Here is a 22,307-nt window from a genome sequence, read left to right on the forward strand (position 1 = left end):
CCGATGCTTGCCGCAGCCCGCAAGGCAGCCCTCGTCCCCACCGTGCCGCTCCTCTACCAGCCGCTACGGCGCGAGATCGACCGGCGGGAGAACGTCGAGGCCAGGATGAGCTTCTACCTCTCCGCGCTCTTCAGCGCCGCCGACGAGATCCAGCGCTACCTGAAAGCTGGCATCCCGGTCGTCGTGGAGAGCTACTTCGCCCGCTGCCTGGCCAACCACCGCGCTCTGGGCGCCCGCCTGGGCGTCACGCTGCCGCCGGACCTGCCCCAGCCCGTCACGTACTACCTGTTCTGCGCCGAGGACGAGCGCCAACGCCGCCTGGCCGGGCGGGACAAGCCGATCTCCCGCTGGGACGCGCTCAGCGAAGCTGCCCAGGGCCGGATCACCGACGCCTACGCGGGGTTCTCGATGCACCACGTGGACACCACGGGCCTCGACCCTGCGCGGGTCGTCCAAGCCATCCTCTCCACCGACCCGCAAGGAGCCCACCGCCGTGCAGACGCAGAGCCTGTGGGAGCACACCCTCACCTTCTTCCCCCAGTTCCTCGCCGCGCTGAAGGAGCGAGTCTCCCCTGACGGCACCGTCGCGGTCATCGGCGCGGCCGACGGACGGCTCGTTCTGCCGCTCGCCGCCGCCGGCTACCGCGTGATCGCCTTCGAACGTGACCCGCTCGCCCTCCACGGCGGCGACGTCCGGCTGCCGGGCGACATCGACGACCACGCTATGGGACTGATCGACCGTCTCAAGCTCGAAGAGCTCCACGACCGGGTGCAGATCGTGGAGAAGGACTTCCTCGACGCCGAGCCCCTCAGTGCGCTCTGCGACGCGGTCTGGACAAGTTGCTCGTGGCACTACAGCGCCAACCACCACCGCCCGCTCGCCGAGTTCGTCGCCCGCATGCAGCTCATGGTGCGCGCGGGCGGCCTGTTCGGCGCGGAGTTCATGATGCCCGTCGAAGAGCGTCACCACCTGATCGAGCATTACACGTCCCCCGAGAAGCTCAGCCGCCACTTCACCAGCTCCTGGAGCGTTCTGCTGTCGCTACGGACGAACGAGTTCACCGAGCAGGCCCACATCGGCCGGCCCCAGGACCACACCCACCGCATGGGCCTGCTTCTCGCGGCCCGCACCCCCAAGTAACCCAACCCGCAAGCGAAGAAGGGCAATCATGAATCACGAGTACGAGGCCAAGTTCCTGTCCGTCGACGTCGCCGACCTCCAGGCGAGGCTGACCGCTCTGGGCGCTGTCCGGGCATTCCCCCGAACCCTCCTCACTCGGAAGATCTTCGAGAACGACGCCCTCGACAGCGGTGCTTGGGTCCGGCTGCGGAACGAGGGCACCCGATCCACGTTGACGCTCAAGCAGGTCACTGACTCCACAACTATCAACGGCACCACCGAGATCGAGACTGAGGTCACCGACCTGCCCGCCATGGCCGAGATCCTCCGCCGTCTCGGCCTGCGCGAAGTCCGCTACCAGGAGAACTATCGCGAGGAGTGGCGTCTGGGCGAGGTCGCCTTCGACTTCGACACCTGGCCGGACCTGCCCACCTTCGTCGAGATCGAGGGCCCCGACGAGGCATCGGTCCGCCAGGCGGCCGCCCTCCTCGAACTCGACTACTCCGAAGCCCGGTTCGGCAGCGTCGACGAGATCTACAAGAGCGAGGCCGGCCGCGACATCCTCGCCGAGCCCACCCTCCTCTTCGCCGATGCCGAGAAGGACGGGTCAACACCTGTGGCCGCCCAGGGCCGCTAATCCGGAGGCTGAGCTGTGCTTACGGAACTGGCCGTGCCGCACCGGGTGATCCCGGGGATCGCCGAGTTCGCGCGTGGCGGCCTGCCTGCCCCGGCAGCCACCGACGACGGCAACCACTGGATCGACGGCTTCTGCTGGCTCTACTGCGGCCAGCAGTGGACCCGTGTCCTGTGGATCGGCCCCGCCAGCGTGGCCGGCGCCCAAGCGGCGATGTACGCCTGCGGGCCCTGCGTCCAGGAACTCCATGAGCGGGTCTGGCAGTCGATCCTCCTGAACGACGACCCGGCCCGGCCCGCCGCACCCGTCGGGGAGGAGGCTCTCCTCGCCGCACCACGCGGCGGCCGCCACCGAGGCCGAAGCAGACGCTTACGCCGCCAGTGAGTTCCCGCCCTGGTCATGGAAGTGCCTTCGGGTCCTGGCACAACACACCTGACCAGGGCGGGCACCAGCGGCCCTGCGCGGCCTCTCGCTGTCAGCGACTACGGCGACGCTCATCCGGTGCAGGTGGCTGCGGCCTCACCGGGACCGCTGCACCTTCTGCTGTCGTCGTACGCGAGGTTTGCCGACTGGCGGCCCGCTGACGCGTGCCAGCGGCCTCGACCCGTTTCGCCTCCGCGCTGGTGCGGGTATGGCTCACGACACTCCACAGGATGGCTTCCGCCGGGTAGTCCGTGGCGTCGAGGTCGTGGTGGGCTGCCATCTGCATGAGGAGGTCGAGCGGTTTATGCCCTCGCTGTTCGGCGTCGTTGAGCGTCGTGGCGAGGGCCGGCCAGGTGGGATCGGTGGTGATCCGGTTGGCCTGGCCAGGGAGCACTCGGCGGAGATCACGCTCATGGTGCCGCACGACGTCGGGGCCCGGGGCTCGGTGAGCAAGTTCGGCCAGGGGCTGCGCGGCTGCGAGCTAGTATGCGGCCCGGAGGTGAGCTGTGCTCTTCTCCGCCACGTCGCCGCGACGCTCCTCCTCGGTGCCGGTGCCGACCTCAAGGTGGTCCAGGAGTTGCTCGGCCACTCCTCCATCACCATTACGGCGGACATTTACGCCAGTGTCCTGCCCGAGCTGGCCTTCGCCCAAGCCGAGGCCGCCGCCGCGCTCGTCCCCCGCGCGCGCTCGCCGAAGGACGCCCAGTCCGCCCCCGCACCCGGCGCTGATTCGCCGTCCGCTCACGCATCGCTCACGCAGACGGCCTGAGAGCGCAGCAGCACCCCGGCTACTCGAATTAGCCGGGGTGCTGCGCTGCAGGTCAGAGGCGGTGTGACCGCCGCATTCCAGGTGGGCCGCGTGGGGATCGAACCCACAACCTACGGATTAAAAGTCCGCAGCTCTGCCAATTGAGCTAGCGGCCCGTGGCCTACCGCCGTCACCGTGGTGGTAGGCCGCCTGCCACGGTGATCCTACCCGGTGCGCCCCCGCCGTTGGCCAGCGGATTGCCGGGCACGCCGAACGGGGTGTGCGCCGGGGCACCCGGGCGTCCGGACGGCCCGAGGCGTCAGACCGCCACGGCGAGGTGTGCCGCGCGCACCCGCTGCAGCCATGCCTCGGCCGGCGCCTCGTCAGGGGTCGCGGGCAGGACGCCGGGGCGGCTGAAGCGGTACTCGGCGTCGGCGAGCAGGGAGCGGGCGAGTTCGGGCCGGTCCGCGTAGCGCTCGCCGAGCTCGCGGACGCGGTCCGGGTCGGCGAGCCGGATCTCCAGGGAGCCGGTCTCGTGCAGGGTGACGCCCTGCAGGACGAGTCGTATGAGGTGCCGGGCGTGCTTCGCGGCCCGCGCCCGGGTCTGCTCCTCGCTGGTGTCCCGGGCTGCGAGTTTGCGGAACTGCTGGGTGGCGTAGCCGAGGTAGGAGTTCCGGGTCGCCCGCGCGCTCAGGAACGACCGCCGGATGCCGATCAGTTCGTCACCGAGCTCCGTCCGCGTCTCGTACAGGTCGGCGGGCAGCCAGACGAGTTCGGCGGCGGTCGGGTTGCAGCTGAGCGCGAGGCGGCACCACTTGGCGGCCTCGTGCAGGGTGTGGTCGGGCGCCGTGCTGACCTGCGACTCGGCCGGGCGGTGCAGGCCGTGGAAGTGCTCGGTGGGCGCGGCGAAGACACCGAGCCGGTCCAGGTCGGAGCCGGCGTGGGCGAGGCCGTACGCCGTGGAGCCGACGATTCCGGAGAGCAGTACATGCATGGGTTACGTCGCCTCCTCGGCGGGTCGGAACGGCGGGAATGCCCCGAAGTCTCCCCCGCCGAGGGCGCCGTGCGCGAGCGATTTCCCGGCACGCCGCTGCGCCTCCGGCCCGCACCGCCGCCGGATACTGGCCGCATGGCAGACAGCGAGATCCCGGCCGCGAAGCTCCGTGCCTGGTGGGCCCACCGGCAGTGGCTGGACGGCGCCCACCTCGACGCCCACCCGCATGCGTCCCCTGCCGAGGTGCTGGCCGCGACGGGTTGGGCCCGTTCGGTGGGCGGCGCGGCGCCGTACCTGGGGCTGTACGCCCGTGCGGGGTTGAGCCGGGAGGCGGTGGACGCCGCCGTCGCCGCGCTGGAGGTGCACGAGCTGCCGTCCGCCCGTGGCTGCACGTACGTGCTCCCGGCAGCGGACTTCGCGCTCGGCCTGGCCGCCGGGGCCGCCGCCCCGGAGGGCGAGCTGGCGGCTGCCGCGAAGCACCTCGGGGTCACCCGCGACGAGGTCGAGAAGCTCTGCCTGGTGATCTCCCAACTCCTCACCCCTGACGAACCGTTGCAACCATCCGCGATCCGCACAGCGGTCGGCGACACGGCCCGCAGCCTCGGCGAGGCAGGTAAGAAGCGCGGGCTGACCAGCACCCTCCCGCTGGCCCTCGGCCTGCTCCAGGCCCGTGGCACGATCCGCCGCGTGGCGGTCAACGGCCGTCTGGACCAACAGCGTTACGGCTACGCGAGCTGGGACCAGCCCGCGAAGGGCTCGGCCGCCGAACTCGCCGAACGGTACTTCTCCTGGGCCGCCCCGGCCTCCCTCCGGCACTTCCGCTGGTTCTCCGGCTTCACCGCCGCGACCGCCAAGGCCGCCGTCGCCCCGCTCGACCTGACCGCACTGCCCGGCACGGATCTTCTCCTCCCCACCGAACTCACCGACGAGTTCGCCGAGTTCACTCCTCCCACCCGGCCGCACTACACCTTCCTGGCGGGCATCGACGGCCTCCACCTGCTGCACCGTGAGCTTTCCCGGTTGATCGACCCCGCCGACGCCGTCCGGCCGACCCCGGGCTCCCGGGCCGGGCGCAGCTTCGGCAGCGAGGCCGACCCGCAGACCCACGTCATCGCCGACCGGGGCCGCATCGTCGGCCTGTGGGAGTACGACACCGTCGAACAGGAGATCGTGCACCAGCTGTTCGTCCCCGCCGACGCCGCGCTGCGCGAGGCCCTCGCCCGTACCGAGACCTTCGTCCGCGAGCAGCTCGGCGATGCCCGGGGCTTCAGCCTCGACTCCCCGAAGAGCCGCGCCCCGAAGATCGCGGCCTTCCGCAGCCCCCACTGACCGGCCGGGCCGGCCCTGGGCTACGGTCGTCGGTATGAGCGACGACGTGGTCCTGATCACTGGCGGCGGCCGAGGCATCGGCGCCGCCACCGCCCGGCTCGTGGCCCTGCGGGGCTACCGGGTGTGCGTCAACTTCCGTACCGACGAGGCTGCGGCGGCCGAGGTCGTCGACGACATCCGCGCCACCGGCGGCACAGCGATCGCCGTCCGGGCCGATGTCACCCGCAGCAGCGAGGTCGAGCGGCTGTTCCGGGCCGTGGACGACGAGCTCGGGCCGCTCACCGGGCTCGTCAACAACGCGGGGACGCTCGAGAAGCAGTGCCGCCTCGAGGAGTTGGACGAGGACCGGCTGGCCCGGACGTGGGCGGCCAACATCACCGGGCCGTTCCTCTGCGCCGCTGCGGCCGTCCGCCGGATGTCCACCCGGCACGGCGGCGGGGGCGGCGCGATCGTGAACGTATCCTCGGCGGCCTCCCGGCTCGGTTCGCCGAACGAGTACGTCGACTACGCCGCCTCCAAGGGCGCGCTGGACAGCATGACCACCGGCCTGTCGCTGGAGGTCGCCGCCGAGGGCATCCGCGTCAACGCCGTCCGCCCGGGGCTGATCCACACCGGCATCCACGCCCTGGGCGGCGAACCCGGGCGGGTCGACCGCGTCGCGCCGAATCTCCCGATGCGGCGCGGCGGCCGACCCGAGGAGGTCGCCGAGGCGATCCTCTTCCTGCTCTCCCCGGCCGCCTCCTACACCACGGGGGCGTTCATCGAAGTCTCCGGCGGCCGCTGACAGCCCCAACTGGCCCTCCCCCGCGCTACGGTGGCGCCATGACCGAGCGCGCGTCCGACGCACCGTCCCCCCTTCTCGACGTCCAGGGCGTCCTGAACCTCCGCGACGCCGGCATCACCGGCCTGCGCCCCGGCCTCCTCTACCGCTCCAGCCACCTCGCCGCCCTGACCCCGGCGGGCGCCCGCCGCCTCGAAGAGCTCGGCCTGCGCACCGTCGTCGACCTGCGCACCCCCACCGAGCTGGCACTCCTCCCCGACCGCCGCCACCACCTCGGCTTCGACCACTACCACCACCCCGTCCTGCCCGACCACCAGGACGGCAACCGGGCCTGGCCCGACAACCAGACCGCGATGTACCGCTTCATGGCCGAGGACGGCGCCCAGGCCATCGCCGACACCGTCCGCCTCCTCGCCACCCCCGGCGCCCTCCCCGCCCTGATCCACTGCGCCGTCGGCAAGGACCGCACCGGCCTCACCATCGCCATCCTCCAGACCCTCGCCGGCGCCCCCACCCCGGCCGTCCTCGCCGACTTCCTCCGCTCCAACCCCGCGCTCGGCCTCGACACCGGCCCCCGCCCGTACATCGACGAACACGGCAACGAAGGCATCTCCCACCCCGTCGCCGCCCACCTCCTCGAGACCTCCCTCACCCACATCCACACCCACCACCCCACCCTCGACGCCTACCTCCACCACCACGGCGTCACCCCGGCCGAACTCACCGCCCTCCGCGCCCTCCTGGCCGGCTGACCGCTGCCAGCCGGCCCAGTGCCTGGCACCCTGTCCTCTAGCCTGGAAAGGGACATCGATGACAGGAGGGCGGGTTCGTGGGTCGGCTTCTGCTGCTGGGGCCTGGGGAGCTGTGTGCCAACAAGGACTGCGACTCCCCAGAGGGTGTACTCCGTCGCCCCGAGAACGATCACGAGCTACAGGCCGTAGTGGCCGAACTCACCCCGCTTGAACTAGCTGTGGGCTACACCCGGGCTGTCAGCGCAGCCATCGACTACGTGCTCGACGGCGGCCGGACTGGCCGGTTCAACCTACTGTCGCCGGAGGTCCACCCGGGGGAGCGGGCTTCTGTCGGCGCAAAGCTGGAATACGAGGCACAGCGGGAGTTCAGCTGGCCCAAAGCAAAGCCGCTCGACATTCTGGTCGCGGGTGTTCCAGTGGATCTCAAGGTCACCGTCGGAAACAACTGGGCTATCCCCAGCGAAGCGCACTGCAAGCTCTGCATCTGCACGCAGATCCAGCTGCGTAACAACAGGCACCGCAGTTGGCTGGTACGCGCCCACACTTCCTGGCTCTACCGGGGCAAGGGCAACAAGGACGGAAAACGCGGTCTGGCCGTCCACGCGCGGGACCACTGGTCTGTACCGCTCTATGACTGGGCGCCTCTACCGGTGAACCCACTGTCGTTCCTCAGCGAGCAACAGTTGGCCAAGGTCTTCGAGGACGGTGTCGGACAGCGGAAACGGCTGATCGAGATGTTCAGCTACCTGCCCGGCCGGGTCATCCCCCGAAGCGTGATCGAGACGGTCTGCGCCGGCCATGACGACCCGATCCGCAGAGTCCGGCAGACCCGTCCCGCGCTCCTGGAACGAGGATTGCTCCTGCTCTGTGGAACGCCGCTGGACGAACGGGCTCAGGCCGCCGACCGAGGCCACCTCCTGAGCCCGGGAGACTGGGTCGCCGTCCCGCTCCTGCCAGCAGCACCGTCCCCATACCGCCCCGAGGCCAGTGACATGACTCTGCCGCTATGGGGCGACGACGATGAATACTGAGGCCTGGACTCCACCCGAGGGCTCCTGGGCCTCGTCTGCGGCGAACCGCAAGAACATGCAGGCGATCCGCAACCGCGACACCGCTCCCGAGCAGGCCATCCGCTCCCTGCTGCACGCCGCAGGGCTGCGCTACCGGGTGTGCGCACGCCCACTGCCGGAACTCCGACGGACAGCGGACATCGTCTTCCGGCCCACGAAGATCGCAGTCTTCATCGACGGCTGCTACTGGCACGGCTGCCCCGAGCACTACGTGCCGCCCAAGACCAACCCCGGGTACTGGTCCGACAAGGTCAGCCGGAACATGGCCCGAGACCGGGATACGGACACCCAGCTGGAGAGCGCGGGCTGGACAGTCCTGCGCTTCTGGGAGCACGAGTCAGCCGACCGGTGCGCACTCCTCATTGCCGACGCTGTCGCGGTGCGCCGAGCCGGCCTCCTGAGTCGGCACAAGACCCCGGGTGAGCAGTGACCCGTCGTTGACTTCGGCCTCGGGATTCGGCGACAACGGCCCTGTCCGGCCAAGTGCCTCCGCAATGCTCCTGCCGACCGCCTCTGCCACCGGCGGCGGGAAGGCATTGCCGACCTGGCGGTAGCGCGCTGTCTTTCCGCCGTAGAACTCCCAGTTCTCCGGAAAGCCCTGGATGATCGCAGCCTGGGTCACCGTCAGCATCGGACCGCGTTCGGACAGCAGGTCACGCTCCGGAGCAACCATCTTCTCCGGGTCGTTGGCGACGCCGAGCCCGTCGACTCCAAGCTCCCCCCAAGCCCGCTTGGCACGCGTCGGCCCCAAGTCCGCGCCGCCGTGCTTCTTGGAGCCACCGACCAGCGTCGGTGCGATCCCGCCCGAGGCGGCCCTCTCTCGCCAGCGCTTGAGGGCCGCCTCGGCCAGCTGCCGCTCGTCCTCAGTCTTGAGTGTCCGCTTGTATGCCGAATACCGGCTGCGCATCGACTTGTCGAGAGCCTGCGCCACGGTCGTCGGCTCATCGTCCGGCTTGGGCCAGTCGAAGCCGCGGAAATGGTCCTTGTGGATCATCACGAGAATCGCGCGCGGCCTCAGCTGGGGCACTCCAAAGTCCCTGGCCTCCAGTACCTTCCAGCCGCAGTAGTAGTAGCCCGCCTTACGGAGCCGCTGCACGATCTGCTCGCGGTAGCCCTTGAACTTGTGGTCGGGTTCGAGGAGCCCGCGGACATTCTCGATCATGACGGCGCGAGGCTTGAGCTCCTCCACCAGACCAAGCATGGTCGGGAAGAGATCACGCTCGTCGTCCTCACCGAGCTGCCTGCCAGCGATCGAGAACGGCGGGCAAGGCACTCCTCCGGCAAGGAGATCGAGCTTGCCGGGCTCCAGGCCATCAAGCTCCTTGAACGGCTTGAAGTCCTTGACGTCCATGCTGAGAACCTTGCAGTTCTTCTGCTCGTCCTCCCAACCGTCACGGTTGGCGAGGTTGAGCTTCAACGTCTCCACCGCGTTGGCGTCGATCTCGACCAGCGCGAGGTGGCGGAACCCGGCCGCGTGAAGCCCCACCGCCTGGCCACCGGCACCGGCGCAGATCTCGATTGAGGTCAGCGTCTTGCCGCTGGGGGACATCGGGTTCCTCCTGGTTGATCCATGCACAGAAGCTCCAAGTGTCGCAGAGACTGCGGCACTGACTTTGCAACGCCCCGGACCAGACTGGTCGGGGGCGGCGAAGTGGCTGGGAGAGTCTGGCAGACCACACTGTCAACGGCCTGTGGGGTCGCCCTTCACTGGCGTAGCAGGTCGTACAGATCCCGCTTCACCCGCTCCCGGGCATCGGCGGGAAGCTGGCGGTACCGGCCCCAAGCCCGCTCCCGGTCATTACTGGTCCGCTCGTCATGGACCATCCAAGCGAGCAACTCCTTCCGGTCCCGGAGCGAGAGCGTCTGGATCTGACCCCATAGCTCATCCCGTCCCGGCTGCCCGGAAGACGGCACCCCGCCCGCGTCGTTGCAGCGTGCGCACTCGGTCAGGAGGCCGCTCTCCACGCTGGTGGTGTCACCGGGTACGCCTGCTGCTCCGAGGGTCAGTCTTGCCCGCGACCCGGGCTCCCCCGGGTACGCCTCGCCTGCGGCCACCCCGCACCGACGGCACATGAACCCGTCGCGTTCCAGAACTGTCCTCCGGGTCGCCGCGCTGATCTGGCGCAGCCCCGCCGCGCGGTGCTCGGGCTCCCAGACTGGAGCCCCGACCGCTTCGAGGACGAACTCGTCGGCCGCCAGCCCCAGCCTGTCCCGCGCGCCTCTGATCACCCACCCCGCTGACCGCAGATCCCGCATCCGGCGGTCTACCTGCTCTGTGCCGCCAAGGGCGCTTCGGAGGTCCTCCCTGGCGAACGTCCCGCCTTCGCCCACCTCACCCGAGAGCCAGAGTGCGACCCGGACGCGGAGTCCGAGATTCTCATCACGCCAGTCCATGCCTTCGACCAACGACATCCGCCACTCTCCTTCTCCAGTCGCCATTCAAATCCGATGTTCCCGCAGCTCGTTTCAGTCATTCACTCATTCGAATGAACAACAACTTTTGCCATTCCCTGCCACGGCAAGTGGCGGCAAGCTATTCATGTCACGAGAGATGGCCGCCGCCAATGCGGCCCCGGGGAGGAGACACCATGCGAAACCAAGCCGCCACGCTCAGCCCTGCCACCCTGTCGGAACACTCCGCACCGCCGCCACTCACCTGCGTGGAGATCTGCGCCGGAGGTGGCGGTCAGTCGCTGGGGCTTGAGCAAGCCGGATTCCAGCACCGCTATCTCCTTGAGCTTGATCGCGACGCGTGCAGCACCCTGAAAGCCAATCGGCCTGCCTGGCAGGTTGTCGAATCGGACCTCCGGGCTCCGGTCCCGCCCTCCGTGCTCCGATCGGCTCACCAGGTCGATCTCCTCGCAGGCGGAGTCCCCTGCCCTCCATTCTCGCTGGCGGGCCGTCAGCTGGGCTCCGCGGACGAGCGCAACCTCTTTCCAGCCGCGCTGACCCTCGTCGAGCTCCTGCGCCCGAGAGCTGTGCTGATCGAGAACGTCAAAGGCCTCCTTCAGTCCAAATTCAGCCAGTACCGAGCCGAGATCCTCTCCAGCCTGCACTCACTCGGCTACCGGTCCAGCTGGCGGCTCCTTCGGGCTTGCGACTTCGGGGTTCCCCAACTCCGTCCCCGGGCAGTCCTGGTCGCCATGCCTTCCGAGTCCTTCGACCGGTACCGGTGGCCAGCTCCAAGCCACCAGCCACACCAGTATCTGACGGTCGGCCAGGCGCTCCACAAGTCGATGGCAAGCCAGGGATGGGAGCTGGCAGCCGCCTGGGCCGCCGGGGCCGACCAGATCGCGCCCACGCTCTGCGGCGGCTCCCGGAAACACGGCGGCCCAGACCTCGGGCCCTCACGGGCTCGCGAAGCCTGGGCCCGCCTGGGAGTCAAGGGCACCAGTGTGGCTGACAGGCCGCCAGCCATCGGCGACCGGCTGCCCATCCGGCTCACCGTCGAACAGCTGGCCGTCCTCCAGGGGTTCCCCGCCGACTGGCATTTCGTTGGCACCAAGACGTCCAGGTACCGGCAGATCGGCAATGCCTTCCCCCCGCCGGTCGCGAAGGCCGTCGGTGCCTGCATCGCCGCCGCATTGGCTCAGGCCCCGTAAAGCAGCGGCGGGCCGGAGGCCACGAGCAGCCGCCAGCTACTCCTCCGTGCCCTCCTCGTTCTTCTCGCCCTTCTCACGCTTCCTCTTGCGCTCGTACTCACTCACAGCTGCCGGCGCGCCCTCTTCAGGCCACGGCTCCCACGACCGCAGCTCGTACGTGACCTGGGTGACACCCTCCACCTTGGCCCGGTGCGCGACGATGTTCCATCCGAGCACGAAACGAAGCTCACGTAGCCGCTTCAGCGGATCACCCTTGTGGGTGTCGCGAGCCACCACCGCGATCAGCTCGACCGGCGTCCACCTGCCCTCCCGGGCGAATGCCTTCAGCAGCTCGCCGATGCGCTCCCACGGGTTGCCACGATTGATGGCAGCCTTCATCGCCCCCGAATGCGGATCAAGGGAGGCAAAGAACGCCTTCTTCCCGTTGTTGTGCTCCTGGCAGAGCGGCTCGAGGTTGTCGAGCACCGTCTCGCCGCCCCAGGACCTCGGCACGATGTGGTCGATTTGGAGCTTCACCTTGTCCCCCGGGCCACGCCCGCACATCTGGCAGAACCGGCCCTTGACGGTGAACACCTCCGCCTGGAGCTTGGGGGAGATCCGCTCGCTCTTGTCCGCTACCGGCGATTGACTCCGGCCTTCGAGCTGGTAGACCCACTCACCGTCACCCGGGCGGCGCTTCGCGGCAACGTCGAAGTAGTCACGTACGTCACGGAGCCGCCGCTGGGAGTGCACATTGCCCTTCCCCAGGACCGCCGTAGCGCGCTCGATCCACTCCGCCATGGTCGGCGGGTCGTTCCGCCTCTCCAGGAGAAACCGGTAGGCCTCGCGTGTCTCCCTGTTGGAAAACATCGCCCTCACCTCGTCGCTGTCCGCACTCGGCAGCTCGTCCTTGTTGGAAGCATCCACGCCAAACTCCGCCCCATCACAGCCCAACCCGATGGCTGGGCAGGGCACCACAGTAGAGGCGGCATGACTCGTAGGACAATCACATATCGCATGCCGCCTAGGCCATCCTGACGGCTAAACAAGCTTTGACCTGGGAATATACTACCTTCGTTGCCGTCAAAGTTTTTCCCGCTCGACCCAATGCTTGGCGGCAACGATTCCCCTAGTCGCGGGCTCCCATCCGCTCCTCGAGCGCGAAGGTCGCCCCCAGGAGGGCGGCCGTCGCGCCGGTCTGGGCGAGGGCGGAGAGGTGGGTGCCGAGGGGGATGGTGAGGGGGAGGAGGGCGGCGGCGGTTAGGCGCGGGGCGGTGGGCGTGAGGCCGATGGTGCGGCGGATGGCGATGTTGGCGGTGAGGAAGAGGGCGATGCCACTGGCGATGGCGTAGGACTGGGCGGGGGAGATCGGGGCGGTGGGGTGGGCGACGGCGGGTTTGGCGCCGGTGGCGAGGAGGAGGATGCCGAGGAAGAGGGCGTAGTGGCCCAGGTTGTAGATGCTGACGGCCAGGCGGTTGCGGCGGGCTGCGGTGAGGCCGGCCAGGAAGTGGGTGGCACGTTCGTCGTCGTCGTGGCCGAAATACGCCCACCAGAGGCCGATGCAGACGGCGAGGGTGAGCAGGGCGCCGGCCACGGTGGGGAGAGTCAGGGCGGTGCCTGCTGCGCCGACGCCGATGGCGATCACCGATTCGCCGAAGGCGACGATCACGACCAGGCCGTGCCGCTCGACGAAGTGGTCGGCGCGGAGCTGGAACTGCGGCAGGTCGACCAGCCGCGGGGTCACCAGTTGGAGGGCGAACGCCGCTGCCCAGAAACCGAGTTCGGCCGACCCCTGGAGGTAGCCGCCGGCCACCACCAGAGCGGAGTTGACCAGGTTGAGCAGCCCCATCCGCAGGACCGACACCCGCGCCACCCCCGACGCCGCGAACATCCCGGTGTGGACGGTGACCACCAGCAGGTAGGCCCAGCCGAAGGCCGCGCCCCCACCTTCGAAGGCGTGCGACACGGAGAGCGAGATGATCAGGAAGCCCGCCATCGCGACCAGCATCAGCCCGCGCCGGGGGTGCGTGGAGGGCGGCACCGCGTTGGTGAGCCAGATGAACGCGTCGTACATCCACCAGATCACCGCGAGCATCACCAGCACCCGCACCAGTCCGCCCAGGTCGAGGTGGTGGGCGAGGCTCTCGGTGAGCTGGGTGATGGTGAAGACGAAGACGAGGTCGAAGAAGAGCTCCAACGGTGTCACCCGCAGGCTGAGTTCGTCGGTCTCTTGAAGGGTGATGGCAGTGGTCACGCCGTGAGTATCGAACATCGGCGTTCGTACGAGGGTGGGATTTCGGTCATCGGACGGCACCCCGGCCGCCGCTCGCGCGTTAGGTTCGAAGACGACTGAACGTGCCCGGCCCGAGGAGAGAACGATGGCGAAGATCCCCACCGCAGCGATCGCGGCGGCCGGCCTGCTCGGCGGCTACGGCACGGCGCGCTGGAGCGGGCGGCGTGAGCTCGGCGGCGCGGTGCTCGCGGTTGCGGGGGCCACTGCGGCGGTGCGGTGGCGGCAGCAGGCGGGCACGGGGACGGCCGCCGCGCTGACCGGGCTGTACGTGGCGGCTTTCGGCGGCTCGCACCCGCTCGCGAAGAAGATCGGCGCCTGGCCGGCCGTGTTCGCCGTCGCGGGGGTCGTGGTGGGGGCTTCCACCGTCGCGACCAAGCGGTAGTCGCCGGTCAGCCGCCGAAGCGCGCCTCGAACGCGGCCCGGTTCGCCGACACCGGCTGCCTGTCCCAGACCGCGAAGACCACCCGGTCGAAGGCCGCCCCGTGCTGCTCGAGCGCCAGCGCGAAGGCCTCGGCCACCTCCGCCGGGTCGTTGCGGAAGACGCCGCAGCCCCACGCCCCGAGCACCAACTCCCGTACGCCGTGCCGCGCGGCGACCGCCAGCACCCGGCCGGCCCGCTCCGCGAGCACCGCCCGTACGTCGACCGCAACGCCGCCCGAACGCAGCGCCAGCTGACCGGCGTTGGGTGCGGGCGAGGTCAGGAACGAGACTCCGTAGGGCTGTTCGAGCAGCTCGCCGCGCCTGTCGCGGATCACCGGGACGGCCGGGGAGAAGATCACCCGGTGGCTGTAGCGGAGGTCGTCGGACGCCCGGTGCGCCTCGTAGTACTCCGGCGCCTCCAGCAGGCAGCTGTAGAGCAGCGCGCCCCGGCAGACGTCCTCCTCCTGGGCCCGCGCCCCGCGCAGGTAGCCCCCGCCCGGGTTCCGCGCGGACGCGAAGTTGAGCACCCCGACGTGACCGGGAGCAGCCGGACCACCGGCGACCAGCCGCCGCGCCGCCTCCAGGCTGCCCTCGGCCGTCACCTCGATCCCCCCCGCGAAGGGCCCTGCCGCCGCGCCCGGGGATGCCGCAGGCCCGTACAGCACCGTCCCGGCCCGCGCCGAGGCCAGCGCCTCGGCCACGGACACCAGCGCACCCGAGGGCGCCTGGTAACTCCCCCGCTCGGCGATCTCCTCGTTGACGGCCGCCACGTTCTTCATCCGACTGCTCATCCGGGTGACGCTACGTCAGCAACCGACCGCCCAGCCACCGAGTTTCGGCCGCCCAGAACAAGCGGGCCCGCTCCACCGAAGTGGAGCGGGCCCGCACGTACCGCATGTGCCGGAGATCAGCCGATGAAGCCGATCCGGTCGATCACCACCTGCACCGAGCCGGCCCCGCCGTTGTAGAACGCGACCCGCCCGTCGGCGCCGACCGGGACGACGACCTGGTTGGCGATCGTCTGGCCCTTCACCCAGTTGAGGTTGGAGGCGGTGGGCCGGGAGCCGCCGGACGGCCAGGCGGTCAGGTATCCCCAGTCCGTCGGCCCGGTCACCGTCACGTTGAGGACGACCGCCTTGGGCTTGGCCGACCCGGCGGTGCCGTTCAGGTCGAGCACCACCGTCCCGTGCGAGGGGACGGCTCCGGCCGGGGCGCCCTGGCCGAGCCGGGTGTCCATGACCCGGACGGGCCCGGCGCTGCGGTAGAGCGAGCCGCCCGAGCCGCCGGCGTAGTACCCGGCGACGTCGGCGACCAGCTGCGAGGTGCCCGGCGAGCCGTTGTACAGGCTGACGGTGCCGTCGGGGCCGATCGGGACGACGACCATGTTCGGCACGGTCTGCCCCGCCACCCAGTTCAGGTTGGAGGCGACCGGCCGCGCCGAGCCGGACGGCCAGGCGGTCAGGTAGCCGGGCCCCCGGGTGTCCGTGACGGTGACGTTGAGCGCCACCGCCGACGCCCCGGCGGCCGGGACGCCGCCTGCGCCCGCGACCTTGAGCACCACGCTCTGCCCGGCGCCGACCGGCTGGTTGCCGGGCCGCCCGAGGCCGATGCGGGTGTCGAGCACCCGCTGCGGCCCGACCGGGGTGAAGGCGGAGCCCGGCAGCAGCTGGCCGTAGTAGCCGAGCACGTCGGCGACGAACTGCGAGGTGCCGGAGCTGCCGTTGTAGAGCGTGACCTTGCCGTCCGCGCCGACCGGCACGGTGACCAGGTTCGGCACGACCTGACCCGCCGTCCAGTTGAGCGAGGAGGCCGTCGGACGCGCCGTACCGGACGGCCAGGCCGTCAGGTAGCCGCCCGCCTTCGGGTCGGCGACCGTCACGTTGAGCACCACCGAGCGGACGCCGTCCTTCGGCACCCCGCCCTGGCCGGTCACCTGGAGCGCGACGGTGCCACCGGCTGGGACGGGCGCCGTGCCGGGACGGCCCACGCCGATCCGGGTGTCCAGCAGCCGGGACGGGGTGAGCGGCGAGAACGCCGTGCCCGGGTCCGCCTCGGCGTCCGGCAGACCGCACAGGCGGTCCGTCGGGCAGCCCACCGAGACGCTGTAGTCGGTCTTCGCCGCACCCGGCCGGAGCGAGAGCAGCAGGATGTCGGACTTGTCGGGGGTGCCCGGCGGGTTGCAGTCGGTGAAGTACCCGTCGGTCGACTGGTACTGCACGCAGTAGTCGGTGCCGGCACTGTTGATCATCTGCGCCCGGGGCACGGCGGTGCTCGTCCCCGCGTACGCCCCGGAGATCCGGATGGTGCCGGCGTAGGGCTGCTGCTTCACCGGGACGGTGAGGCAGGTGGCGGGGTGGTCGAGCGTGAGCGTGCCGGTGAGCGGGCCGAAGCCGTTCTTGTCGGCCGCGATCACCCGGCACTCCGGCGGGACGCCGTCGGCGCCGCCGATCCGCCAGGTGTCGAGCTGGTAGGCGATCGCGGTGCCCTTGTAGTCGGACACCGACATGATCGCCTGGTAGCTGGTCGAGCCGGTGACGTCGCAGTACGCGGTGTAGAGGCCCGAGGTGCAGAGGGTCTTGCCGTCGGCGTCGGTCACCACCATCAGCACGGCGCCGTCGGTGTACTTCGAGGTGAACCGGAAGCGGTCGGTGGGCTGGGCCGTCACCTTGGTGCAGGCCGCGCTCAGCGAGGAGGTCAGCTGCCCCCGGACGGGAGTGCCACCCACCGTGGTGGAGACGGGGCTGCCGCAGGGCGCGCTCGCCGAGAGGTCGCGGCGGACCATGCGGTAACCCTGGTCCGTCCCGTCACCGACCAGCAGCGCGGTGTACGCCTTCGCCTGGTCGAGTCGGCACACCGCCGTCGACAGGTTGTAGCCGCCCTCGCAGGCGAGCTTGCCATCCGAGCCGAACACCCGGATCGTCGCCGGGAGGGTCTTCAGCGGGCCGGTGGGCGCCGGGACGATGTCGTAGTCGAACTGCTCGGCCACCGAGTGCTGTCCGGCCGGGACGGCCAGGCAGCGGACGGGGTGCCCCTTGGTCAGCGCGACCGCGGTGCCCGTCGTGTCCTGGTAAGAGGTCTGCGGGAAGGCGTCGCAGCCGGACGAGGTGTCGACCCGCCCGATCGTGACGGCGTAACCGCCGGTGGCCGCGCCACGGTCGAGCAGCAGCCGGAAGGGCGCCTGCCCGGTCAGTCGGCAGTCGGTCTGGGCGTAGGCGTACGGGTTGCTGCACTGGACGGCGCCGGTGGCGTCCAGCACCTGGCCGGCCGGCAGCGGGTCGCCGCCGGGGGTGGTGTAGATCTCCAGGGCCGCACCCGAAGGCGTCGGCAGCGTCAGGCAGTTGACCTGCCCGAGCGCCGCGATCGCACCGGTCACCGGACCGGCGGCGAAGCCGCTGTCCCCGGTGGCGACGCAGCCCCGGGTCTCGGTCGGCGTCAGGAACTGCGCGTGGGTGGTGCCTTCGACCACCCGGTCGGCGGTGCCCAGCATCATCGTGTACGTACCGGCCGCGGGCACGTCGCACCCGGTCTGGTACGGGCTGCAGACCCGCTTGCCGTCGGCGTCGTAGAGCCCGACGGGCAGCGAGACCGGCGTGCCCTGGTCACCCGGGCCGAAGCCGGTCACCAGCAGGGCCCCTGCGGCGGCGGCCGTCACGGTGCGGCAGCGGGTGGTGCCGGTGTCCGCGGCGGTGCCGAAGGGCTGGGCAGCCAAGGTCGGACAGTCCGCCGGGTGGGAGAGCCGGAGGATCTGCATCCGCCAGTCGAAGGGGTACTTGCTCGGGTCGCCCCAGGAGCTGCCCCGGGTCGAGAGCAGCCGGTACGGCCCGCTGCCGGGCAGCACGCAGCCGTCCTGGCTGTAGTCGACCGTGCAGATCGCAGCGCCCGTCCGGTCGGTGACGATCGAGAAGAGCCCCTGGCTGGGGGTGATGATCCGCTCGCCCGGCGCGGCGTCGATGTCCTGGCAGTCGAGTTCGAGCTTGCTGACGACGGTGCCCGTGAGCGTCGGCGCGGCGAAGCCGGTGCCGACGGCGGGGGCGCACCCGGCCGTGCCGGAGAGGTTGACGACCGAGAGCTTGAACGACTGGGTCTCCCAGCCGGCCCCGTGCACGAAGAGCGCGTAGTCACCGGTCGCGGGGACGGAGCACGGGGCGGCCGGGTAGGCCGTCGCGCAGACCTTGGTGCCGTCCTTGGCGTAGACCGTCCACGGGAGGTCGTTGCCGCCGTTGTCCGGCCGCAGCCGGATGTCGTGCAGGCCGGGCTCGGCGTGCACGATCCGGCAGGTGAACTCGGACGGTGCCAGGGTGCCGCTCGTCACGGCCGTACCGGGGTCGCCGAACGGGGCGACCGCGAGCGAAGCGCAGCCGTCCGGGTCGGAGAGCCGGGTCAGGCGGAAGCCGTACGTCCCGGCGGTGGCGCCCCCGGAGTAGCCGCGCCAGGTGTAGGGCGCGGTGCCGGTGAGCACGCACTCGCCGGAGGTGGCGCCGCCCTCGCAGCCGGGCTGGCCCGCCGCGTCCACGAGCGAGGTGCGCACCTGGAGGTTGGACGTGATGTCGCGTGCCGCGAGCAGCAGGCGGCTGCCCTTCGGCTGGGTGAAGCGGTAGCAGTCCCCGGTGGAGCCGGCGGCCAGTGTGCTGGTCAACTCGGCGCGTGCGGTGGAGAAGTCGGCGGCGGCGAGCTGGTTGCAGGCGCCGCTGACCGCCGAGTCGACCGCGACCGTGTAGGCCCCGGCGTACCACTGGCTCTGCACGGTCAGGTCGTAGCTGCCGGCCGTGGGCACGGCGCAGTCGGCCAGGCCGCCCATGGTCGAGAAGCCGCAGAGCGGGTCGGCGGCGGGGTCGCTGCCCGGCACGGTGAGCTTGCCGATGACCGCGAGGTCACCGCTCAGCAGGATGCGCAGGTGGTCGGCGGCGACCGTGGTGGTCACGGTGTACGTCTGGCTCTGGCCGGCCTGGACGGCGGCGCAGGCGAAGGGTGTGCCGAAGGTCAGCGGCCCGGTGCAGGGGGCGGCGTCGGCCGGGGCGGGGCGCGGGGCGGTGCGCGGGGCCTGCGAACTCTTCGGCGCCGGAGAGGTCTTCGCGGCCGACGGGGTCGGCGCGGGCTTCGGGGCGGGCTTCGGGGCGCCCTGGGCGGGCTGCGCGGAAGCAGGTGCGGAAGCGGTCACGGACGCCGAGGCGGGCGGGGCCGTGGGTGAGGTGGCGGCAGCGGCCGTACCGGCCGCCGGGAGTACGGCCGTCGCCACGACGGCCAGGGCACAGAGTGGCGTACCGAGTAGCCGCCCGGGTCCGGCGACGGGCCTTCCCGTCACCCGCCCACGGCTGGGTCTTCCTAGCATCGATCCCCCAAAGATGCCTGCCCCGCCCGGGAGTTCGGTCCTTCGCGGGCGAGGCGAATATGAAAAAACTATGAAGAGCGGCGGCAGGCTACCACCTCATCCCCACGGGAACGCCGACGGGCCCGCCCCACCGAAGTGGAACGGGCCCGGAGCAGCGGAGCTACAGAGCGTCAGCTCTTCCAGCGCGGCTTGCGGTCGTCGCGGTTGAAGCCACCGCCACGGTTGTCACGGTCGCCACCGAAGGAGGGGCGGCTGCCGCCACGGTCGTCGCGGTTGAAGCCACCGCTCTGCGGGCGGCCACCGGAGCGGTGGTCGTCGCGGCGGGCGAACGGACGGCTGGTGCTGGCGCCACGGTTGTCACGGTCGCCGTAGGACGGGCGGTCGCCACCGAAGGAGCGGGCCGGACGCTCGTCACGGTTGAAGCCACCACCACGGTTGTCGCGGTCGCCACCGAAGGAGGGGCGGCTGCCGCCACGGTCGTCACGGTTGAAGCCACCACCCTGCGGGCGGCTGCCGCCACGGTCGTCACGGTTGAAGCCACCGGAGGGACGGCCGCCACGGTCGTCACGGTTGAAGCCACCACCCTGCGGGCGGCTGCCGCCACGGTCGTCACGGTTGAAGCCACCACCACGGTTGTCGCGGTCGCCACCGAAGGAGCGGGCCGGACGGTCGTCACGGTTGAAGCCACCGGTGCGGTTGTCGCGGTTGCCACCGAAGGACGGGCGGCTGCCACCACGGTCGTCACGGTTGAAGCCGCCGCCACGGTTGTCGCGGTCGCCACCGAAGGAGCGGGCCGGACGGTCGTCACGGTTGAAGCCACCGCCACGGTTGTCACGGTCGCCACCGAAGGAGCGGCCACCGCGCTCGTCACGGCCGCCACGGTCGTCACGGTTGTAACCGCCCGAACGCTCGCGGTCGCCGTAGGACGGACGCTCGCCGCGTTCCGGACGCTCAGTGCGCTCCGGACGCTCGCTGCGCGTCTCGCGGAAGCTCGGCGTGCGCTCGGCCTCGGCCGGGGCGCTCGCGGGAGCCTCGGCAGCGGCCTCGCCGGTCGCGACCGCAGCCACGGCCTCGGTCTCGTCGGCGGCCGGGGCCTCGTCCTCGATGCCCAGCTCGGCACGCTCGCGGGCGGCACGGGCGGCGAGGCGGTCGGCCTCCTCGCGCAGCTCGGTCGCACGACGCTGCGCGCGCTCCAGCTGGCGGGTCATGTCGGCGATCTCACGCTCGGCGGCACCGGCGATGCCGGCGGCGCTCTCGGCCTGGACCTCGATCAGCGAGCGGGCGCCGGTGATCCGGGCCACCTCGGGGTCGAAGGCGTGGTCGAGGATGTGACGGCCGGCCTCGACGCCCGCGTCCTCCATCAGGCGGAAGACGCCACGGCGCTGGTGCGGCAGCACCAGGGTGACGACGGTGCCGGAGCGACCGGCACGGGCCGTACGGCCGGAGCGGTGCAGGTAGTCCTTGTGGTCACCGGCCGGGTCGACGTTGAGCACCAGGTCGATGCCGTCGACGTGGATGCCACGGGCGGCGACGTCGGTCGCGACGACGACGTTGACGTAGCCGTCCTTGAAGTCGCCCAGCACCCGGGTACGGGCGCCCTGGGTCATACCGCCGTGCAGCGCGTCGGCCTTCACGCCGGCCTCGATGAGCTGCTCGGCCACCCGGTCGGCGCCCATCTGGGTGCGGACGAAGATGATCGTGCGGCCCTTGCGGGCGGCGATCGCGTTGGTGATCGGCGCCTTGTCCTTCGGCTTCACCACGAGGATGTGGTGGGTCATGGTGGTGACCGCGCCGGCGGAGGGGTCGACCTCGTGGGTGACCGGGTTCTTCAGGTAGCGCTTGACCAGGGTGTCGATCTCGTTCTCCAGGGTGGCGGAGAAGAGCAGACGCTGGCCACCGGCCGGCACCTGGTCGAGGATCTCGGTGACCTCGGGCAGGAAGCCCATGTCGGCCATCTGGTCGGCCTCGTCGAGCACGACGGTCTTGACGTCGCCGAGCTTGGCGCTGCCACGGTTCAGCAGGTCACGGAGGCGGCCGGGGGTGGCGACCAGGACGTCGACGCCACGCTCGAGCGCGTAGATCTGGTTCGACATCGAGGTGCCGCCGCAGACGACCTTGAGCTTGAGGCCGAGCACCGAGCCGAACGGCTCCAGGGCGTCGGCCACCTGCATGGCCAGCTCACGGGTCGGGACGAGGATCAGGCCGCGCGGGTGCTTGGGCTTGGTGCGCTCGCCGTCGGCGAGGCGGGTCAGCAGCGGGAGGCCGAAGCTCAGGGTCTTGCCGGAGCCGGTACGGCCACGGCCGAGCACGTCCTTGCCGGCCAGGGCGTCCGGGATGGTCGCGGCCTGGATCGGGAAGGGGGTGGTGACGCCCTTCTTCGCGAGGCAGCGCACGACGTCGTCGTGCAGGCCCAGGTCGCTGAAGGTGAGGGTCGGCTCGGCGTCCTCGACGGCCTCGGCGTCGTCGGCCAGGTCGGCCGCGTCGTCGGAGTCGTCGGTGGAGTCGAAGTCGGCGTCAACGTCGGAGTCGACGTCGGCGAAGTCGGTGGGGTCGATCGGACCGGCAGTCTCGACGGCCTCGGTGGCAGCGTCGGTGGTGTCGATCGAGGGGGCGAGGACATCGGCGTCCGAACCGCTCGCGGGCATGGCGAAGCGGGCGTCGTCAATGAGAGACATGCAAAACCTTCCGGAAGTGGCACGCGCCTAAGTCCGGGGTTCTGTTACACAACCGCCTCTATGCGGTCAGCCACGGATCGCCGGAACGCGCCAAGGGCGCCAACTGGAAAAGGGCGCCAGACAAATGAATCATACGAACGATCTACCACCATAGGGGA

At 70.8% G+C, this 22,307-nt stretch carries 20 protein-coding genes and 1 tRNA gene; 12 read left to right on the forward strand and 9 right to left on the reverse strand.

The genetic code is table 11. From position 1 onward, the window contains the following. Positions 1-3 precede the first annotated feature (3 nt). From ACR68M_RS14660 to ACR68M_RS14680, 5 genes are all read left to right on the forward strand, one after another. Positions 4-576, forward strand: coding sequence for a hypothetical protein (locus ACR68M_RS14660; RefSeq protein ID WP_441250927.1), 573 nt, complete (start codon positions 4-6; stop codon positions 574-576). Further along, positions 494-1,141 carry an SAM-dependent methyltransferase gene (locus ACR68M_RS14665; RefSeq protein ID WP_441250928.1) on the forward strand — a complete coding sequence of 216 codons (648 nt, stop codon included), beginning with the start codon at positions 494-496 and terminating at the stop codon, positions 1,139-1,141. The genes ACR68M_RS14660 and ACR68M_RS14665 overlap by 83 nt, the downstream gene beginning before the upstream one ends. Positions 1,142-1,169: 28 nt before the next feature. Continuing rightward, positions 1,170-1,757: a class IV adenylate cyclase gene (locus tag ACR68M_RS14670; RefSeq protein WP_441250929.1), complete on the forward strand. Its 588-nt coding sequence runs from the start codon at positions 1,170-1,172 to the stop codon at positions 1,755-1,757. Positions 1,758-1,772: 15 nt separating this feature from the next. Beyond that, the gene (locus ACR68M_RS14675; protein ID WP_441250930.1) at positions 1,773-2,138 is read left to right on the forward strand and encodes a hypothetical protein; all 366 of its coding nucleotides are present in this window, start codon (positions 1,773-1,775) and stop codon (positions 2,136-2,138) included. Positions 2,139-2,385: 247 nt separating this feature from the next. Beyond that, complete coding sequence (locus ACR68M_RS14680) at positions 2,386-2,946, forward strand: tyrosine-type recombinase/integrase (RefSeq protein WP_441250931.1); 561 nt, start codon at positions 2,386-2,388, stop codon at positions 2,944-2,946. An 82-nt stretch (positions 2,947-3,028) separates the two neighbouring features. Here ACR68M_RS14680 and ACR68M_RS14685 read toward each other — a convergent pair. After that, positions 3,029-3,101 (reverse strand) — tRNA-Lys (locus ACR68M_RS14685). A 143-nt stretch (positions 3,102-3,244) separates the two neighbouring features. Beyond that, entirely contained in the window at positions 3,245-3,919 is a 675-nt protein-coding gene (locus ACR68M_RS14690; RefSeq protein WP_441250932.1) for a nucleotidyltransferase domain-containing protein, read from the reverse strand. Positions 3,920-4,054: 135 nt separating this feature from the next. On the opposite strand from ACR68M_RS14690, the gene ACR68M_RS14695 reads away from it, so the two are divergent. From ACR68M_RS14695 to ACR68M_RS14715, 5 genes are all read left to right on the forward strand, one after another. Then, positions 4,055-5,248: a DNA glycosylase AlkZ-like family protein gene (locus ACR68M_RS14695; RefSeq protein WP_441250933.1), complete on the forward strand. Its 1,194-nt coding sequence runs from the start codon at positions 4,055-4,057 to the stop codon at positions 5,246-5,248. Between the two features lie 34 nt (positions 5,249-5,282). Further along, positions 5,283-6,032: an SDR family oxidoreductase gene (locus ACR68M_RS14700; protein WP_441250934.1), complete on the forward strand. Its 750-nt coding sequence runs from the start codon at positions 5,283-5,285 to the stop codon at positions 6,030-6,032. 38 nt (positions 6,033-6,070) lie between these two features. Then, positions 6,071-6,781, forward strand: a complete 711-nt coding sequence (locus tag ACR68M_RS14705) for a tyrosine-protein phosphatase (protein ID WP_441250935.1) — start codon at positions 6,071-6,073, stop codon at positions 6,779-6,781. Between the two features lie 188 nt (positions 6,782-6,969). Beyond that, positions 6,970-7,812 (forward strand): NaeI family type II restriction endonuclease, encoded by an 843-nt coding sequence (locus tag ACR68M_RS14710; RefSeq protein WP_441250936.1) that lies wholly within the window; start codon positions 6,970-6,972, stop codon positions 7,810-7,812. After that, positions 7,802-8,281: a very short patch repair endonuclease gene (locus tag ACR68M_RS14715; RefSeq protein WP_441250937.1), complete on the forward strand. Its 480-nt coding sequence runs from the start codon at positions 7,802-7,804 to the stop codon at positions 8,279-8,281. The genes ACR68M_RS14710 and ACR68M_RS14715 overlap by 11 nt, the downstream gene beginning before the upstream one ends. On the opposite strand, the gene ACR68M_RS14720 is transcribed toward ACR68M_RS14715, so the two are convergent. Continuing rightward, positions 8,189-9,400 (reverse strand): DNA cytosine methyltransferase, encoded by a 1,212-nt coding sequence (locus ACR68M_RS14720; RefSeq protein WP_441250938.1) that lies wholly within the window; start codon positions 9,398-9,400, stop codon positions 8,189-8,191. The two genes, ACR68M_RS14715 and ACR68M_RS14720, sit on opposite strands and share 93 nt — an antisense overlap. Before the next feature lie 155 nt (positions 9,401-9,555). Next, on the reverse strand, positions 9,556-10,263 hold the full coding sequence (locus tag ACR68M_RS14725; RefSeq protein ID WP_441250939.1) for an HNH endonuclease: 708 nt from the start codon (positions 10,261-10,263) through the stop codon (positions 9,556-9,558). Positions 10,264-10,439: 176 nt separating this feature from the next. Between ACR68M_RS14725 and ACR68M_RS14730 the strand changes: the two genes are divergently transcribed. After that, positions 10,440-11,453, forward strand: a complete 1,014-nt coding sequence (locus tag ACR68M_RS14730; RefSeq protein ID WP_441250940.1) for a DNA cytosine methyltransferase — start codon at positions 10,440-10,442, stop codon at positions 11,451-11,453. 36 nt (positions 11,454-11,489) lie between these two features. Here the strand turns inward: ACR68M_RS14730 and ACR68M_RS14735 are convergent, their stop codons facing one another. Both ACR68M_RS14735 and ACR68M_RS14740 read right to left on the reverse strand, forming a co-directional pair. Next, positions 11,490-12,359: an HNH endonuclease gene (locus ACR68M_RS14735; RefSeq protein WP_441250941.1), complete on the reverse strand. Its 870-nt coding sequence runs from the start codon at positions 12,357-12,359 to the stop codon at positions 11,490-11,492. Between the two features lie 202 nt (positions 12,360-12,561). After that, on the reverse strand, positions 12,562-13,686 hold the full coding sequence (locus ACR68M_RS14740) for a low temperature requirement protein A (protein WP_441250942.1): 1,125 nt from the start codon (positions 13,684-13,686) through the stop codon (positions 12,562-12,564). 124 nt (positions 13,687-13,810) lie between these two features. On the opposite strand from ACR68M_RS14740, the gene ACR68M_RS14745 reads away from it, so the two are divergent. Further along, positions 13,811-14,107 carry a hypothetical protein gene (locus ACR68M_RS14745; protein WP_441250943.1) on the forward strand — a complete coding sequence of 99 codons (297 nt, stop codon included), beginning with the start codon at positions 13,811-13,813 and terminating at the stop codon, positions 14,105-14,107. Positions 14,108-14,114: 7 nt separating this feature from the next. Here the strand turns inward: ACR68M_RS14745 and ACR68M_RS14750 are convergent, their stop codons facing one another. From ACR68M_RS14750 to ACR68M_RS14760, 3 genes are all read right to left on the reverse strand, one after another. Beyond that, positions 14,115-14,936 carry a TIGR02452 family protein gene (locus ACR68M_RS14750; RefSeq protein WP_441250944.1) on the reverse strand — a complete coding sequence of 274 codons (822 nt, stop codon included), beginning with the start codon at positions 14,934-14,936 and terminating at the stop codon, positions 14,115-14,117. A 116-nt stretch (positions 14,937-15,052) separates the two neighbouring features. Then, the gene (locus tag ACR68M_RS14755; RefSeq protein WP_441250945.1) at positions 15,053-19,381 is read right to left on the reverse strand and encodes a hypothetical protein; all 4,329 of its coding nucleotides are present in this window, start codon (positions 19,379-19,381) and stop codon (positions 15,053-15,055) included. 263 nt (positions 19,382-19,644) lie between these two features. Next, positions 19,645-22,119 (reverse strand): DEAD/DEAH box helicase, encoded by a 2,475-nt coding sequence (locus ACR68M_RS14760; protein WP_441251618.1) that lies wholly within the window; start codon positions 22,117-22,119, stop codon positions 19,645-19,647. Between the last annotated feature and the right edge of the window lie 188 nt (positions 22,120-22,307).

Source organism: Kitasatospora sp. McL0602 (genome assembly GCF_052076145.1).
Lineage (GTDB): Bacteria > Actinomycetota > Actinomycetes > Streptomycetales > Streptomycetaceae > Kitasatospora.

Bases quoted from the DNA above. Each gene is read 5' to 3' on its own strand.
- ACR68M_RS14660 (WP_441250927.1), top strand. From the start codon at position 4: ATGCTTGCCGCAGCCCGCAAGGCAGCCCTCGTCCCCACCGTGCCGCTC.
- ACR68M_RS14670 (WP_441250929.1), top strand. From the start codon at position 1,170: ATGAATCACGAGTACGAGGCCAAGTTCCTGTCCGTCGACGTCGCCGAC.
- ACR68M_RS14680 (WP_441250931.1), top strand. From the start codon at position 2,386: ATGGCTCACGACACTCCACAGGATGGCTTCCGCCGGGTAGTCCGTGGC.
- ACR68M_RS14690 (WP_441250932.1), bottom strand. From the start codon at position 3,919: ATGCATGTACTGCTCTCCGGAATCGTCGGCTCCACGGCGTACGGCCTC.
- ACR68M_RS14695 (WP_441250933.1), top strand. From the start codon at position 4,055: ATGGCAGACAGCGAGATCCCGGCCGCGAAGCTCCGTGCCTGGTGGGCC.
- ACR68M_RS14700 (WP_441250934.1), top strand. From the start codon at position 5,283: ATGAGCGACGACGTGGTCCTGATCACTGGCGGCGGCCGAGGCATCGGC.
- ACR68M_RS14705 (WP_441250935.1), top strand. From the start codon at position 6,071: ATGACCGAGCGCGCGTCCGACGCACCGTCCCCCCTTCTCGACGTCCAG.
- ACR68M_RS14715 (WP_441250937.1), top strand. From the start codon at position 7,802: ATGAATACTGAGGCCTGGACTCCACCCGAGGGCTCCTGGGCCTCGTCT.
- ACR68M_RS14720 (WP_441250938.1), bottom strand. From the start codon at position 9,400: ATGTCCCCCAGCGGCAAGACGCTGACCTCAATCGAGATCTGCGCCGGT.
- ACR68M_RS14725 (WP_441250939.1), bottom strand. From the start codon at position 10,263: ATGTCGTTGGTCGAAGGCATGGACTGGCGTGATGAGAATCTCGGACTC.
- ACR68M_RS14730 (WP_441250940.1), top strand. From the start codon at position 10,440: ATGCGAAACCAAGCCGCCACGCTCAGCCCTGCCACCCTGTCGGAACAC.
- ACR68M_RS14745 (WP_441250943.1), top strand. From the start codon at position 13,811: ATGGCGAAGATCCCCACCGCAGCGATCGCGGCGGCCGGCCTGCTCGGC.
- ACR68M_RS14750 (WP_441250944.1), bottom strand. From the start codon at position 14,936: ATGAGCAGTCGGATGAAGAACGTGGCGGCCGTCAACGAGGAGATCGCC.
- ACR68M_RS14760 (WP_441251618.1), bottom strand. From the start codon at position 22,119: ATGCCCGCGAGCGGTTCGGACGCCGATGTCCTCGCCCCCTCGATCGAC.